Raw genomic sequence first — 16598 nt, forward strand, 5'->3', positions numbered from 1 at the left:
TATGTTAACTGGAAAAAAGATTTTACTTTGTGTAACAGGTGGTATTGCAGTATTTAAAGCAGCAGCTTTAACGAGTAAACTCACACAAGCAGGCGCTGTGGTGAAAGTTATGATGACTGAGTCGGCCTGTAAGTTTGTAACACCTCTCACATTTCAAGCTTTATCACGACATGATGTATATACCGATACGTTTGATGAAAAAGATGCATCTGTCATCGCACATATTGATTTGGCGGACTGGGCGGATATCATCCTTGTTGCACCGGCGACTGCCAATATGATTGGTAAGTTAGCCAACGGTTTGGCTGATGATATGATTTCTACTACAATATTGGCGGCGACCGCGCCTGTTTGGATTGCTCCTGCTATGAATGTACATATGTACGAACATCCTGCTGTGCAGAGAAATATGCAAACACTGCAGTCTTTTGGTTATCGTTTCATAGAACCGGGAGAGGGTTTTCTTGCTTGCGGCTATGTTGCGAAGGGGCGTTTGGAGGAGCCAGAAACGATAGTAGCTTATTTGCAGAAGTTCTTTAATGACAAGCCTTTGCAGGGGAAAAAGATTATTGTGACAGCGGGACCGACACGAGAGAGAATAGACCCTGTTCGATTTATGACCAACTTTTCGACTGGGAAAATGGGCTATGCAATTGCTGATGAAGCAGCGGCAATGGGCGCGGATGTCTTATTAGTTACTGGCCCTACCGCACTTCCGGTACCTGCCGGTGTTGAGGTCAAGAGAGTTGAATCAGCCGCGGATATGCTACATGCGATTTTGTCCCGATATGATCAAGTAGATGCGGTCATAAAAACAGCAGCAGTAGCTGATTATCGTCCTAAGATTATGCATAGTGACAAGTTAAAGAAACGAGACGGAGAGCTGACGATAGAGTTGGAACGCACAACCGATATTTTACGAACGCTAGGGGAGAAAAAAGAGCGACAAATTTTAATCGGATTTGCTGCTGAAACAAAGGATGTTGCGTCGTATGCGAAAGAAAAGCTGCAAACGAAGCATTTAGACATGATTGTCGCAAATGATATAAAGGCAGAAGGTGCCGGATTTGGAACAGATACAAACATTGTAACGATGTATAAGAGAAACGGCGAGAGCATTGTATTGCCGCTTTTGCCAAAAGTGGAGGTTGCTCGGCATATTTTGCATGAGTTAAAGGAAATGCTGGAGGAAGAAAGATGAAGGCCGCTCGTATCATTGTAGATGTACCAGCGCGTCAAACCGATCGCCCCTTCGACTACAAAATACCAAGTAAGTGGGAAGCTTTTGTTCAAGTTGGTATGCGTGTGATTGTGCCTTTTGGACCAAGAAAGCTGCAGGGCTTTATCATTGATATTCGAGAGGTAGAAGAAAGCGAAAATATGAAGCTAAAAGAAGTTGAAGAGCTTCTTGACTTAACGCCAGTTTTAAACGAAGAACTGCTCGGTCTTGGCTTTTGGCTAAAAGAAGAAACGCTTTGCTTCACCATCTCAGCGTTTCAGGCTATGCTGCCGGCAGCTATTAAATCCGTGTATCAAAAGCGTCTGATTTTGAGGAATGAGACATCGAATGAACTGCAGACGTTGTTTGGAGAGAAAGATTCAATAGCGTGGAAGGATTTACCCGAAGCATTGTATCGCGCTGTGAAAGCTGCGATTGCGGCGGAAGAAATTGAAGTGGTATATGATGTGAGAGATCGGGTACAAAGGAAAAAGCAACGGGTAATTGGACCGGCCGCCTCCAAACGTGCATTGGAAGAATTGGCAGCGAGCGTCCGTAGTGCTAAGCAACAAGATGTTCTGTATTATTTTATCGAAAATCATCAAGAGGTAGCGGCACATACTCTTAAAGAAGAGCTTAGCATGACAGATGCACCGATTAAAGCGCTTGTCAAAAAAGGCATACTATATGAAAAAGAGATTGAAGTGTATCGAAATCCCTATGATGATGAGCAGTTTGAGCGTACAAAGCCATTTCCATTGACCGTTGAGCAGCAAGCCGCCATTGCCCCGATTTTGTCTACTATTGAAAACGAGCAACAACGTACCTTTTTGATGTACGGTGTGACGGGAAGTGGAAAAACAGAAGTATATTTGCAATCCATTGAAGCGGTTTTACAGAAGGGAAAAGAAGCGATTATGCTGGTGCCGGAAATTTCGCTTACGCCTCAAATGGTAGAGCGGTTTAAAGGGCGTTTCGGTTCACAAGTGGCTGTACTCCACAGCGCATTGTCTGCTGGAGAAAAGTACGATGAGTGGCGAAAAATACAACGCAAAGAAGTGCGCGTTGTTGTGGGAGCGCGATCGGCTGTATTTGCTCCATTTGAAAATTTGGGAATTATCATTATTGACGAGGAGCATGAGTCAAGCTATAAGCAAGAAGATAATCCGCGTTATCATGCAAGGGATGTAGCAATCCGCAGAAGCGAATATCATCACTGCCCTGTGATTCTAGGAAGTGCAACGCCAACTCTTGAATCATTTGCACGCGCATCAAAAGGTGTATATGAATTATTGACGATGACCAAGAGAATGAATGAACAGGCGTTGCCCAGTGTAGAAATTGTGGATATGCGTGAAGAACTTAGAAAAGGCAATCGTTCTATGTTTTCGACGCTCCTGCATGAGAAGATTGCTGATCGTTTGCAAAAGCAAGAGCAAATTGTGTTGTTTTTAAATCGAAGAGGCCATTCTACATTTGTGATGTGTCGTGATTGTGGGTATGTAATGCAATGTCCACACTGTGATATATCATTAACGTACCACCGGGCAACGCAGCGTTTGAAATGTCATTATTGTAGCCATGAAGAGTTTTTGCCTAAAGACTGCCCAGCCTGTCAAAGTCAATATATTCGTTTTTTTGGAACGGGCACACAAAAGGTCGAGGAAGAATTGACCAAGCTGTTTCCGCAGGCGCGTGTAATTCGCATGGATGTAGATACAACGAGTAAAAAAGGGGCGCATGAGAAATTATTGACTGCTTTTGGACAAAGGAAAGCGGATATTTTACTTGGTACACAAATGATTGCCAAAGGTTTAGATTTCCCAAATGTTACGCTTGTAGGCGTGTTGACGGCCGATACGATGCTTCACCTTCCTGATTTTCGAGCTAGTGAAAAAACATATCAGCTCCTTACGCAGGTAAGTGGACGAGCAGGAAGACATCATTTGCCAGGAGAAGTCGTTATTCAAACGTATACACCGGAACATTATAGTGTACAGCTGGCAAAGAAGCAGCAGTATGATACATTCTTTGAACAAGAAATGCATATTCGAAAGCTACATCAGTATCCGCCTTACTATTATTTGACGCTGATTACGGTATCGCACCCTAACTTACTGCAGGCTGTACAAGTTACAGAAAAAATTGCAGCTATGTTGCGGCAAAAATGCACCCCACAAACCATTATTCTTGGTCCGGTCGCTTCACCGATCGCAAGGGTAAAAGATAGATATCGCTACCAATGCATGATAAAATACAAACGGGAACCAGGACTAAAGGAAGTATTGCGCTTTATTAATGAGCATTATCAAACTGCTATGATAAAGGAGCAATTGCAAATATCAATTGATTTTAACCCAACTATGTTAATGTAAGTGGAGGAACACATGGCAATTTTAGAGATTATAAAGCACCCAAATGCGGTACTGGAAACCCCTTGCGACCGCGTTTTGGATTTTGATAAAAAACTGGTAAAGCTGCTTCAGGACATGTATGATACGATGGTTGCAGCAGATGGGGTAGGTTTAGCTGCACCACAAGTCGGCATTTCCAAGCAAATTGCGATTGTTGAAGCAGACGATAATGGTCGTATTGATTTAATTAATCCGGTCATTTTAGAAGCGCGCGGCGAGCAAATAGGTCCAGAGGGCTGTTTAAGTTTTCCGGACTTATACGGAGACGTACCGCGTGCTGAATATGTAAAAGTTCGTGCGCAAAACAAACGTGGTAAAATATTTGTTTTAGAAGCACGCGGCTTTTTAGCACGTGCCATTCAACATGAAATTGATCACTTGAATGGTGTGCTATTTACTTCCAAAGTAACAAAGTATTATGATCCGGAAGAGCTGGAGTAGAAAGAGGGATATGCATGGTTAAAATTGTATTTATGGGAACACCGGATTTCTCTGTACCGGTGCTGCGTCAGATTATTACAGATGGACATGAAGTGGTTGGAGTCGTTACACAACCGGACCGTCCGGTAGGACGTAAAAAGGTAATGACGGCACCTCCTGTAAAGATAGAAGCGGAAAAACATGGCATTCCGGTTTTACAACCTTTAAGAATTCGTGAGCAGGTGGAATACGAGAAAGTATTGGCGCTTCAGCCCGATTTAATTGTCACGGCAGCGTTTGGCCAAATTTTACCGAAAGAGATATTGGAAGCACCAAAGTATGGATGTATTAACGTACATGCTTCTTTATTGCCAGAGCTTCGCGGTGGCGCACCAATTCATTACTCCATCATCCAAGGAAAAGAGAAAACAGGTATCACCATTATGTATATGGTCGAGAAATTGGATGCAGGTGATATTTTAACCCAAGTAGAAGTGCCAATTACAGAACGTGAAACAGTGGGTACTCTTCATGACAAGCTGAGTGAAGCAGGTGCTGCATTGTTGTCTCAAACCTTACCGCTTTTACTAGAAGGAAAGCTTACGCCTGTACCGCAGCGTGAAGAAGAAGCAACGTTTGCGTATAATATAAAACGCGAGCAAGAAAAAATTGATTGGACGCAGCCAGGAGAGGCAATTTACAATCAGATTCGTGGCATGCATCCATGGCCGGTTGCTTACACAACTTTAAACGGTCAAGTTATCAAGGTTTGGTGGGGCGAGAAGATTGCGACTTCAGAAGAGAGAGAGCCTGGCACTGTCATTGCACTAGAGACAGATGGTGTTGTAATTGCAACAGGAAATACAACTGCGATTAAAATTACTGATTTGCAACCTGCTGGTAAGAAGCGCATGGACGGCAGTCAATTTGTGCGTGGCACGCAAATTGAAATCGGTATGAAGGCGGGAGAAGAATGATTAACAACGTGCGCGAACTTGCGCTCGAGGGGTTAATGCAAATTGAGAAAAATGGTGCATACAGTAATCTTCTGTTAAACAACCTGATTGAAAAAAGTAAGCTTTCAAGTAAAGATGTTGGGTTATTAACCGAGATTGTATATGGAACGATACAAAGGCGAGATGCTCTAGATTTCTATTTGCAGCCATTTTTACGCAAAAAAGTAGAGCCGTGGGTAAAAGTGTTATTGAGATTATCTCTATATCAAATGGAGTTTTTAGATCGTGTTCCTGCACATGCTGTTATTCATGAAGCGGTTGAAATTGCCAAAAAGCGGGGCCATAAAGGAATTGGCGCAATGGTTAATGGAGTACTTCGCTCTGTTCAGCGAGAAGGTGTACCGTCTTTAGAACATATTAAAAATCCGGCGGAGCGTCTAGCCATTAAGACAAGTCATCCACAATGGCTCGTTGAGCAATGGATAAGAGCATACGGATTTGATACCGCACAGCGCATATGTGAAACGAACTTGCTTCCTCCGCTTTCTACGGCTCGTGTCAATGTTTCCAAAACAACAGTCGAGGAAGTCATTGAGATGCTTGGTGCTGAAGGAGTAGAAGCAGAACGAGGCATTCTATCAGAAGATGCGGTTCAAATAAAAAGAGGAAATATAGCACACACAAAGGCTTTTCAGGAAGGCTACGTATCTGTACAAGACGAAAGTTCAATGCTGGTTGCTCGTGCTCTTGGTCCAGAGCCAGGAGATTATGTACTCGACACATGTGCGGCACCTGGAGGGAAAACTTCACATATCGCCGAGCGTCTGCTAGGAACGGGACGTGTTGTATCGTTGGATTTACATCCTCATAAGGTTCGCTTAATTCAGGCGCAAGCAGTGCGTTTGCACTTGACAAATGTAGAAGCGCAGGCTCTTGATGCCCGAAAGGTAGGAGAAAAGTTTCAGGCTGAAACCTTTGATAAAATTTTAATTGATGCGCCTTGCTCCGGCTTTGGAGTTATTCGGCGAAAGCCTGATATTAAACTGGGTAAAACAGAGGCTGATAGTGAAAGATTGGCGAAGATTCAGTGCGATATTTTAGAAGCAGCTGCCCCGCTTCTGAAAAAGAACGGACGTCTTGTATACAGTACATGTACCATCGGTTCAATAGAAAATGAAGACGTCATACAAACATTTTTAAACAAACATCCAGAATATGAGATAGATACCACTATGAAAGAAAGATTACCGTCTTCCTTGAAGTCGTATGTCGGCAAGGGAGAGGTGCAAATCTTACCGCATTATTTTCTCACGGACGGATTTTATATAGCTTGTCTACGAAAGAAGGTATAACATGAAAACAACAAAACAAGATTTAAACAAAAAACCATCCGTGTATTCTTTTGAATTACGAGGGTTACAAGAATGGATGAAAGAAAATGGGGAGCCTGTATATCGTGCTGCGCAGGTTTTTGATTGGCTGTATAAAAAGCGAGTCAGCTCTTTTGCAGAAATGACGAACCTTGGAAAGGAATTGCGCGATAAATTGTCGAATTCCTTTGAGATTACAACTTTAAAAACGCTTGTAAAGCAAGTATCATCTGATGGTACTATCAAATTTTTATTTGAGTTGTACGACGGGTATTCAATTGAAACCGTATTAATGCGTCACGATTATGGAAACTCAGTTTGTGTAACAACACAGGTTGGCTGCCGCATTGGATGTACGTTTTGCGCTTCTACACTAGGGGGCTTAAAGCGAAATTTAGAGGCAGGTGAAATTGTAGCACAGGTAGTAGAAGTACAGCGTGCGATTGACGAAGAGAAAAGTCGTGTGAGCTCTGTAGTTGTAATGGGGATTGGTGAGCCGTTTGATAATTATGATAACTTAATGGCATTTTTACGCATCATTAACCATGAAAAAGGAATTCATATTGGTGCACGTCATATCACGGTTTCCACCAGCGGTATTATTCCTAAAATTTATAAGTTTGCTGATGAGGATATTCAAATTAATTTTGCAATTTCTTTACATGCACCAAACACGGAGCTTCGTTCAAAGTTGATGCCAATTAACCGCGCTTATAAATTACCTGACTTAATTGAATCTGTAAAGTACTATACGGAAAAAACAGGAAGACGTGTAACGTTTGAATATGGCTTATTTGGCGGCGAGAATGATCAAGTAGAGCATGCAGAGGAATTGGCGCAGCTCTTAAAAGGATTAAAATGTCATGTAAACTTGATTCCAGTAAACTATGTACCAGAGCGAAACTACGTACGAACACCACGTGAACAAATCTTTAAGTTTGAGAAAACGTTAAAAAATCATGGAATCAATGTAACAATTCGACGCGAGCAAGGCCACGATATAGATGCTGCTTGCGGTCAATTGCGAGCGAAGGAGCGCAAAGAAGAGACGAGGTGAGCGCATGAAAACCTTTTTTCTGTCCGACCGGGGAAGAGTACGACAACATAATGAGGACAGTGCCGGTGTATTTAGAAACTTAGACGGAGATATTTTAGCTGTGGTAGCAGACGGCATGGGAGGTCATCGAGCAGGCGATATAGCCAGCTCGATGACTATCCAATTGTTTCATGATTACTGGGAACAAACCTATAATATGAAAACACCTAAAAAAGCGGAAAAATGGCTCCGGGACTATGTGGAAATTATTAACGAGCGGATTTATAAGCACGCCCTTGAAAATTCAGAATGTCAAGGGATGGGAACCACAATCGTAGTTGCAATCTGTACAAATCAGTTCGCAACCATCGGACATGTTGGTGATAGCCGTTGCTATATGGTATCCGAGGATAAAATGAGTCTCGTAACAGAAGATCATTCGCTTGTAAATGAGTTAGTGCGACATGGAGAAATATCAAGAGAGGATGCAGAGTCACATCCTCGTAAGCATGTTTTGTTGCGTGCGCTCGGAACGGAGCAAAAGGTAGAAGTTGATGTAAAAACACTTGTTGTTGAGCACGGTGACAGGCTACTTTTATGTTCAGACGGTTTATCAAATAAAGTAACTGTGCCGCAAATGGAAGAAATTCTGCAGACAAGTGATACTTTGCAGAACAAGGGACTAAAGCTTGTTGAAACTGCCAATAATATGGGCGGCGAAGATAATATTACACTCATTCTCGTTGATATAGAGGACGGGGGTGAAGTAATTTGATGATTGGAAAGCGCCTTAATGGTCGATATAAGCTATTAAAAATGATTGGCGGCGGCGGTATGGCCAACGTTTTTTTGGCGCGTGACGCTATTTTAGACCGAGATGTGGCTGTCAAAATATTAAGACTTGATTATGCCAATAATGAAGAGTTTATTAAGCGTTTCCACCGTGAAGCGCAATCAGTAACGAGTTTATCTCATCCAAACATTGTAAACATATATGATGTGGGAGAGGAAGATGGTATTTATTATTTGGTTATGGAATATGTACCAGGCCAAACTTTAAAGCAATACATACAACAACAAGGGATGCTTCCTGTTGTAGAAGCTTTGCATATTATGGAGCAGCTTACTTCAGCTATGGCACATGCCCATCACTTTGAAATTGTGCATCGCGATTTAAAGCCTCAAAATATTTTAATTCGAGATGATGGGACAGTGAAAGTTACCGATTTTGGGATTGCGACTGCTACAAGCGCAACGACTATTACGCACACAAATTCTGTTCTAGGGTCTGTTCATTATTTGTCACCTGAGCAAGCGCGCGGCGGCGTAGCAAATAAACAATCAGACTTATATTCACTGGGAATTGTAATGTTTGAACTTTTGACAGGAAGACCGCCTTTTTCGGGCGAGTCTGCCGTGTCGATTGCTCTCAAACATTTGCAGAATGAAACACCTTCTCCCAAGCGTTGGAATCCCAACATTCCGCAAAGTGTTGAAAATATTGTTTTAAAGGCAACAACAAAAGATCCTTTTCATCGCTATCAATCCGGGGAAGAAATGAAAAATGATATTGTTACAGCGTTAAACCCAGAACGGATAAACGAGCAACCTTTTAGTGTCCCACAAGATGAAGATGCAACGAAACAAATTCCGATTATTCGTGAAGAACTATTCGTACAAACAGGAATGGATGAGACCATTGTAAATACAGGAAAACTGTCTGTTGAAGCAAAATCGGAAGAGAAACCACAAGTAAAGCCGAAAAAAAATTGGTGGAAGCGTGTATTTATTGTGCTATTTTTGTTGTTACTGAGTGGGATTGCGGCGATAACGGTAATTCCAGGGTTGTTTATTCCAAAAAATGTTGAGATTCCAGATGTGGCTGGTGAAACATATGCAGATGCTGTTAATATTTTAAGTAAAAAAGGATTCCAGGTTGCCTCCACACCAGAGATTGTGTACACAGACGAAGTAACCGAAGGAAAAGTTATTAAAACAAGCCCTGAGGCTGGTCGAGTTGTGAAAGAAAATACAAAGATTACAATTTTTCAATCTGGCGGAAAAAAGAAAAAGAAAATGAAAAATTACATTGGAGAGAGTTATGAGTCTGTACGCTCAGAACTTGATAGTACATATGCCAGTGTTGTGTCATATGCGCAGGTTAGTGAAAAGCCAAAAGGTGAGATTATTGATCAGCTCCCTAAATCGGGTGAATTTATTGTAGAAGAAGAACAAGATGTTCGAATTTGGATTAGTGAGGGGCCGAAGCGAGTAACGCTTGCGGACTTTACAGGATGGACCGAAAGTAGTGTGCGTAGTTATGCAGCAGAGAGAAAGCTAACTCCTGTTGTTACAAAGGAAACTTCAGATACAGTAGACAAAGGACTGGTAATTGCGCAATCTCCAAAACCAAATACACCTTTAAAAGAGGGTGAGAAGTTTACTGTAATTATTTCAGAAGGACCTAAGGAAAAACCACCGAAAACAGTGGCTATTGATAATATTCAGATTCCATACGAACCAGAAGTACCTGGACAGCCGCAAACGATTGAGATATACAAGGAAGATTTAGACAATACTATGGCAAAGCCAGTAGAAACGAGAACAATTACAGCGCCTGTTACGATTTCATTAAAGTTGAACGTACCGTACGGTAAATCAGCGCGCTACAAGATTGTTAGGGATGGAAAGACATTTATAGAAAAAGATATTCCGTACCCGTATGATTAACAAGGAGTGAGTGTATGCCTGAGGGAAAAATTATCAAAGCGTTAAGCGGATTTTATTATGTCGCGCACGAAGGAAGCATTACCCAATGCCGGGGGCGCGGTGTATTTCGCAAAAATAAAATTACCCCTCTTGTCGGCGATTATGTTGTATTTCAGGCAGAAAACGAAACAGATGGCTATATTTTAGAGGTAGGAGAGAGGAAGAATGAGCTTGTACGTCCTCCTATTGCTAATGTAGATCAAGCTATCCTCGTCTTTTCTGCCGTAGAACCAGATTTTAGCACAACTCTATTAGATCGTTTTTTGACACTAATTGAGTTTAACTTAATTGAGCCGATTATTTGTATTAGCAAGATAGATTTAATACCTGAAACGCGGTTGTCTGATATACAGGCATATGCAGCTGATTATGAAAAAATGGGCTATCGGGTTATATTTACTTCAACGACAATGCAAGACAGTATAGATCGATTATGGCCTCTTTTGCAAAATAAAGTATCGGTTGTGGCTGGGCAGTCAGGTGTGGGAAAATCATCATTATTGAATCAATTGCGACCTGAACTGGCACTAAAAACAAGTGGTATTTCATCACATCTTGGGCGTGGTAAGCATACGACAAGGCATGTAGAGCTTATTGAGGTTGGAGCGGGTCTTGTTGCGGATACCCCAGGCTTTAGTTCTCTAGATTTTACAGACATGGGCGTTGAAGATTTAACGGATTGTTTTCCGGAGTTCAAGTTGCGTAAGCACGCTTGTAAATTTAGAGGATGTACCCATCTAGCCGAACCAAAATGTGCTGTGAAAGCAGCGGTAGAAAGTGGAGAGATTCCTTCTTATCGTTATGAGCACTATACACAATTTGTGCAAGAAATAAGAGATAGAAAGCCGAGGTATTAACCATGATTAAAATTGCACCTTCTATTTTATCAGCAGACTTTGCAAAATTGGGCGAAGAAGTGCGAGATGTAGAACGCGGTGGAGCAGATTATATACATGTAGATGTCATGGATGGTCACTTTGTACCTAACATCACAATTGGGCCGCTTATTGTTGAGGCTATCCGGCCAGTTACAAAACTGCCCTTGGATGTGCATCTGATGATTGAAAATCCCGATGCGTATATTGAAATATTCGCTAAGGCAGGAGCGGATATTATCACCGTACATGTAGAAGCGTGTCCGCACCTTCATAGAACTCTTCAACTTATTAAATCATATGGTGTGAAAGCTGGGGTAGTTTTGAATCCTCATACTCCTGTGTCAATGATTGAACATATTATTGATGAAGTAGATATGGTTCTTTTAATGACTGTTAATCCCGGCTTTGGAGGTCAAACGTTCATTACATCAGTTTTACCGAAAATCAAGCAGGTGGCAGATATGGTCAAAGAACGCGGTTTAAACGTGGAAATCGAAGTGGACGGCGGTGTAAATACAGAGACGGCAAAGCTTTGTGTAGAAGCGGGAGCTAACGTACTAGTTGCAGGCTCAGCTGTCTATAACAAAACGGATCGTGCTGAAGCAATTCGTAGTCTACGCGTCTAAAGAAGAGGGTGCCTCAAACAATGGTGGAGGCATCCTCTTTAATATTCCATTGGAATGCATGCTTCATTCCAAGTACTAAGGAGGATGACATGAAGATATTTCATATTTTGGCAGGGGGACCTGTTGATCATTATGCAGATTTCCTATACTACGAAAGTGATGATGTACAGTGGGTGGCTGCGGATCGAGGCGTATTTCATTTGCTGCAGCGAAACATCATGCCTGTTGCAGCTTTCGGAGATTATGATTCAGTGTCAGAAGAGGAATTACGGTGGATGCGTGAACAAACTACTTTACACATTATGCCGAAAGAAAAAGATGAAACAGATTTGGAACTCGCAATAACATGGGCATTGAAACAAAAGCCAGATATTATCCGCATCTTCGGAGCAACAGGTGGAAGGTTAGATCACGGATTAGCCAATATTCAAATGCTGGTTAAAAGTTTAGATACTGCAATAGAAATGATACTCGTAGATCATAAAAATGAAATTAGTATAAAACGTGCAGGAACCTATGTAGTTGAACAAAATCAACGATTTCCATACATATCTTTCTTGCCTTTAACAGAAACGGTTACAGGTATTACATTGCAAGGTTTTAAATATCCTCTTCATAATCAAACCATTCAATGGGGTTCTACTTTATGCGTAAGTAATGAACTCAACAGCAAAAAAGGTACTTTTTCATTTAGGAGCGGCATATTAATGGTGATAAGTAGTACTGATTAATACAATTCTTGTCAACTATACATTATGTGAGCAATGGGGAGTGGGAGGGAAACCATGAGATTTTATACAATTAAATTGCCAAAGTTTCTGGGTGGCCTTGTACGTGCGATGCTGAATACATTTAAAAAACATTAAAAAAAGCACCGCAAACGGTGCTTTTTTAATGTTGCTTTGTTTTAAAGTTGGATTGACATTAAATTACAATATGTACAAAGGTCGTGTAAAATATATTGCCCCAAATAAAAAAGAGCCGAATTTCGGCTCTTTTTTTATTATACGCGTTCGATTTTGCCTGATTTCAATGCTCTGGCAGAAACGTAAACACGTTTCACTTTACCGTTCACAACGATGCGAACTTTTTGAAGGTTAGCACCCCATTTACGCTTAGTAGCGTTCATAGCGTGAGAGCGTGAGTTACCAGTGCGAGCTTTTCTTCCTGTAATTGCACATACACGAGCCATCTATATTTCCCTCCTAACTCTGCGGAACATACCAAATTTTACATAATCAGTCTGTAAGCTGAAAACACTACTATAATTTATCACAAGTAGTGAGAGAATGCAATACAGTTAAATAAAGAAATCAAGAAAAATTACTTGACATAACATAGGAGACTATGTTGTATAATAACAATGGACTATTTTGCTTATCATAGTAATAACAGGTGCTAGCATCACACATTAGGTAACGTTTCGCTGTATTGCAAGTAACTTTTATTTAATTTCTGACAGAACACTCCCATCTCCAGAAACGTGAAGGGTGTAGTTCAATGAGTAGGCGGGAGATGAATGTCGGTGGGTATTTACCTGAATGTTTGATATAATGGATATCGAACGAATGCAAGCGTAATTGCTTGTTGCATAAATAGAACTTTTCGGATTGTTGTCGTTCATCTATACCTCTCAAAAGTGGCAAAGCGGATAAACTGGTGAAATCACGGCACGAAAACCAAGTATCAAAAAACAAGATTGCAATACCATACGAAATTTGTATCAATTGTAGGGACTACGGGGATAACCTTCTACATAACCGATAGGTACATCGGTGTTCGTAGGAAGCCCACACTTCGAGCGGTAGCTAAGAGAGTAGTTCCCGAAACGAAAATTGGAATTTTTGTTGCAAACAGTATATGATAATGATAGTCTAGCTCACTTTGACTATAACCAAAGGGGGAAACACATATGTCAATCGAAATTAAAACGCAGTACGGTCAAATTGATATTAGTACAGATGTAATTGCAACAATTGCAGGTGGCGCTGCTGTAGATTGCTACGGTATTGTTGGAATGGCTTCCAAAAATCAATTAAAAGACGGATTAACGGAAATCCTAAGAAAAGAAAACTTCACACGCGGGGTTATTGTTCGAAACGAAAATGATGAAGTACATATTGACATGTATATTATTGTAAGCTATGGTACAAAGATTTCAGAAGTAGCACACAATGTGCAAACAAAAGTCAAGTACACATTGGATCAAACAGTAGGACTAGCAGTGGATTCAGTGAATATTTATGTACAGGGTGTTAAAGTAACGAATTTGTGATGTGCAAGTAAGGAGGAAGATTAGTGTCAATGAAACAAATTGATGGACAGCGTTTTGCGCAAATGATCATACAAGGTGCAAATAACTTAACAAACAACATGAAACTGGTAGATGCGCTGAACGTTTTCCCGGTACCTGATGGCGATACCGGTACTAATATGAACTTATCTATGACATCGGGCGCCAAGGAAGTAAAAAACAATATTTCCGATCATGCTGGTAAAGTAGGCGTTAGTTTAGCAAAAGGACTTTTAATGGGTGCTCGTGGTAACTCAGGTGTTATTTTGTCGCAGCTATTCCGCGGTCTTTCGAAATCAATTGAACAAAAGGCTGTTTTAACAACAGTTGACTTTGCGCAAGGACTAGAAGCCGGTGTAGAAACGGCATATAAGGCTGTGATGAAGCCAATTGAAGGAACAATTTTGACGGTTGCAAAAGACACAGCCAAAAAGGCTGTTGCTATTGCGAAAAAACAAGATGATTTTGTATTATTTATGGAAGAAGTTGTGAAAGAAGCAAATGCATCATTGAACCGTACACCTGATTTATTGCCTGTGCTAAAGCAAGTGGGAGTAGTAGACAGCGGTGGTAAAGGTCTTTGTGTTGTATATGAAGGGTTTCTGGCGGAGTTAAAAGGGGAAAAAATTACTTTATCCGCAGAGCAACCTTCTATGGAACAGATGATACAAACAGAGCATCGCAACGTACAAAGTCATTTAAGTACAGAAGATATTGAATATGGCTATTGTACAGAGTTTATGGTGAAATTTGATGCCGAAAAGCTTAAACAACATCCGTTTTCTGAGGAGAAGTTCCGCAACGATATTAGTGTATATGGAGATTCTTTGTTAGTTGTTGCTGATGAAGAAATCGTAAAGGTACATATTCATGCGGAGCACCCTGGTGATGCGATGAACTACGGTCAACGTTATGGAAGCTTAATCAATATTAAAGTTGAAAACATGCGTGAACAGCACACTCATTTACTTCATGATGAAGCAGATGTAATGGCTGCGATGAAGATGTCTAACAAGCCGAAGGAAAAGCAACCTTATGGTATTGTAACAGTAGCGATGGGCTCTGGTATTAAAACACTGTTTGAAAGCATCGGTGCAACGCAGGTTATTGAAGGCGGCCAAACGATGAATCCGAGTACAGAAGATATCGTAAAAGCAATTGAAGAGGCAAATGCAGAAAAAATTGTCATTCTGCCTAACAATAGCAATATTGTTATGGCTGCGCAGCAGGCTGCTTCCGTGGCTGAGGCTGAAGTTATCGTGGTTCCTTCTAAAACAGTACCGCAGGGTATGGCAGCAATGCTTGCATTTAACCCAGGGGCAACTTTGGAAGAAAATGCAGATGCAATGAAAGAAGCGTTGGCTCATGTGAAAACAGGGCAAATCACATATGCGGTACGCGATACACAAATGGATGGAATTGATATTAGAAAAGATGATTTTATGGGTATTGCTGAAAGTAAAATTGTAGCAACTGACACGGATAAAGTGGAAGCTGCGAAAAAATTACTTGCGCATTTACTGGATGAAGATTCCGAAATTTTAACGATTCTACAAGGTGAAGATGCAACTGATGAGGAAGTGCAAACGTTGCTCACATTTATGGAAGAGGAATTTGAAGACGTTGAAGTTGAGCTTCATAAAGGGAATCAACCATTGTACTCCTTTATTTTCTCTGTTGAATAATACAGAAAAGTCTTTCCTATTAAAAGGAAAGACTTTTTTATGAATTTTGGTTAACAAAGCGACCTTTTCTCTATATACTTATATACGAAATTGCGCCTTGTTTAATGAAGAAAGCGTTTTCAATTATAGCTTTAAAACTATGTATTTTTTGCGAAGTGAATGTTGGAGCACTCGTTTCTCCAATATAGCTATGCTTATAGACAAGATATCAAATCTATCTTGCTGATTTACAAGTATATGGGATGAGAATGAGGGAGGAGAAACTGTGAAGTATAAATCTGTATTTGATATTATAGGTCCTATTATGATTGGACCTTCAAGTTCGCATACTGCGGGTGCCGCTAGAATTGGGAGAGTCGCTCGCACGTTGTTTGGAGTTCGTCCTGACAAGGTGGTTGTTTCTTTTTATGGCTCGTTTGCCCAGACCTATCGTGGTCATGGTACAGACGTGGCTATTATTGGAGGGATTTTGGATTTTGATACGTACGACCCACGCATTCCAGAATCCATTGCACTGGCGCAGCAATTAGGGATGGACATTACCTTCGTAGAGGAAGATGCGATTGTGGATCATCCTAATACAGCCCGAATTTGGATGACAGACGGTCAGAAAGAGATTGAAGTTGTAGGTATCTCTATCGGCGGTGGGAAAATTGAGATTACGGAACTAAATGGATTTGAATTAAAGCTGAGTGGTATGCACCCCGCTATTTTAGTTGTGCACAATGATAAATATGGTGCCATCTCTTCGGTTACAAACATATTGGCAAAATACCAAATCAATATTGGACATATGGAAGTGGCTCGTAAAGAGATTGGTAAGACAGCTTTAATGGTAATAGAAGTCGACCATAATATTGAAGAGCATGTTATGCAAGAAATTCAATCTTTACCTAATATTATCCAAGTTACCCGTATGGTAGAATAGGAGG

General features: G+C 41.0%; 16 protein-coding genes. 15 read left to right on the plus strand and 1 reads right to left on the minus strand.

Going from position 1 to position 16598, the window contains the following annotated elements:
- The first annotated feature begins 1 nt into the window (after window position 1).
- The 12 genes from coaBC to spoVM all read left to right on the plus strand — a co-directional run bounded on the left by coaBC (window position 2) and on the right by spoVM (window position 12554).
- Entirely contained in the window at window positions 2-1201 is a 1200-nt protein-coding gene (coaBC, locus tag EEJ45_RS04575; RefSeq protein ID WP_124563618.1) for a bifunctional phosphopantothenoylcysteine decarboxylase/phosphopantothenate--cysteine ligase CoaBC, read from the plus strand.
- Window positions 1198-3594 carry a primosomal protein N' gene (priA, locus tag EEJ45_RS04580; RefSeq protein ID WP_124563619.1) on the plus strand — a complete coding sequence of 799 codons (2397 nt, stop codon included), beginning with the start codon at window positions 1198-1200 and terminating at the stop codon, window positions 3592-3594. Before coaBC ends, priA begins: the two co-directional genes overlap by 4 nt.
- A 12-nt stretch (window positions 3595-3606) precedes the next feature.
- Complete coding sequence (gene def / locus EEJ45_RS04585) at window positions 3607-4074, plus strand: peptide deformylase (protein WP_124563620.1); 468 nt, start codon at window positions 3607-3609, stop codon at window positions 4072-4074.
- A 14-nt stretch (window positions 4075-4088) separates the two neighbouring features.
- Window positions 4089-5030, plus strand: a complete 942-nt coding sequence (gene fmt / locus EEJ45_RS04590) for a methionyl-tRNA formyltransferase (RefSeq protein WP_124563621.1) — start codon at window positions 4089-4091, stop codon at window positions 5028-5030.
- Entirely contained in the window at window positions 5027-6361 is a 1335-nt protein-coding gene (gene rsmB, locus EEJ45_RS04595; RefSeq protein WP_124563622.1) for a 16S rRNA (cytosine(967)-C(5))-methyltransferase RsmB, read from the plus strand. Before fmt ends, rsmB begins: the two co-directional genes overlap by 4 nt.
- Window position 6362: 1 nt before the next feature.
- Window positions 6363-7436 carry a dual-specificity RNA methyltransferase RlmN gene (gene rlmN / locus EEJ45_RS04600; protein WP_124563623.1) on the plus strand — a complete coding sequence of 358 codons (1074 nt, stop codon included), beginning with the start codon at window positions 6363-6365 and terminating at the stop codon, window positions 7434-7436.
- A gap of 4 nt (window positions 7437-7440) precedes the next feature.
- Window positions 7441-8190, plus strand: coding sequence for a Stp1/IreP family PP2C-type Ser/Thr phosphatase (locus EEJ45_RS04605; RefSeq protein WP_124563624.1), 750 nt, complete (start codon window positions 7441-7443; stop codon window positions 8188-8190).
- Window positions 8187-10145, plus strand: coding sequence for a Stk1 family PASTA domain-containing Ser/Thr kinase (pknB, locus tag EEJ45_RS04610; protein WP_124563625.1), 1959 nt, complete (start codon window positions 8187-8189; stop codon window positions 10143-10145). Before EEJ45_RS04605 ends, pknB begins: the two co-directional genes overlap by 4 nt.
- Window positions 10146-10159: 14 nt before the next feature.
- A complete protein-coding gene (gene rsgA, locus EEJ45_RS04615) occupies window positions 10160-11041 on the plus strand; it encodes a ribosome small subunit-dependent GTPase A (RefSeq protein WP_124563626.1) in 882 nt (293 codons plus the stop codon).
- Between the two features lie 2 nt (window positions 11042-11043).
- Window positions 11044-11688 carry a ribulose-phosphate 3-epimerase gene (gene rpe, locus EEJ45_RS04620; RefSeq protein WP_124563627.1) on the plus strand — a complete coding sequence of 215 codons (645 nt, stop codon included), beginning with the start codon at window positions 11044-11046 and terminating at the stop codon, window positions 11686-11688.
- An 89-nt stretch (window positions 11689-11777) separates the two neighbouring features.
- On the plus strand, window positions 11778-12419 hold the full coding sequence (locus EEJ45_RS04625) for a thiamine diphosphokinase (protein ID WP_124563628.1): 642 nt from the start codon (window positions 11778-11780) through the stop codon (window positions 12417-12419).
- A gap of 54 nt (window positions 12420-12473) precedes the next feature.
- A complete protein-coding gene (gene spoVM / locus EEJ45_RS04630; protein ID WP_124563809.1) occupies window positions 12474-12554 on the plus strand; it encodes a stage V sporulation protein SpoVM in 81 nt (26 codons plus the stop codon).
- A gap of 137 nt (window positions 12555-12691) precedes the next feature.
- Here the strand turns inward: spoVM and rpmB are convergent, their stop codons facing one another.
- On the minus strand, window positions 12692-12880 hold the full coding sequence (gene rpmB, locus EEJ45_RS04635; protein WP_124563629.1) for a 50S ribosomal protein L28: 189 nt from the start codon (window positions 12878-12880) through the stop codon (window positions 12692-12694).
- Between the two features lie 720 nt (window positions 12881-13600).
- Here rpmB and EEJ45_RS04640 point away from each other — a divergent pair.
- From EEJ45_RS04640 to sdaAB, 3 genes are all read left to right on the plus strand, one after another.
- Window positions 13601-13963 (plus strand): Asp23/Gls24 family envelope stress response protein, encoded by a 363-nt coding sequence (locus EEJ45_RS04640; RefSeq protein ID WP_124563630.1) that lies wholly within the window; start codon window positions 13601-13603, stop codon window positions 13961-13963.
- A 23-nt stretch (window positions 13964-13986) separates the two neighbouring features.
- Complete coding sequence (locus EEJ45_RS04645) at window positions 13987-15666, plus strand: DAK2 domain-containing protein (protein WP_124563631.1); 1680 nt, start codon at window positions 13987-13989, stop codon at window positions 15664-15666.
- Window positions 15667-15931: 265 nt separating this feature from the next.
- Window positions 15932-16594, plus strand: coding sequence for an L-serine ammonia-lyase, iron-sulfur-dependent subunit beta (sdaAB, locus tag EEJ45_RS04650; RefSeq protein ID WP_124563632.1), 663 nt, complete (start codon window positions 15932-15934; stop codon window positions 16592-16594).
- The last annotated feature ends 4 nt before the right edge of the window (window positions 16595-16598 follow it).

Origin of the sequence: Ectobacillus antri (genome assembly GCF_003852715.1) — a bacterium.
Classification (GTDB): domain Bacteria; phylum Bacillota; class Bacilli; order Bacillales; family Bacillaceae_G; genus Ectobacillus; species Ectobacillus antri.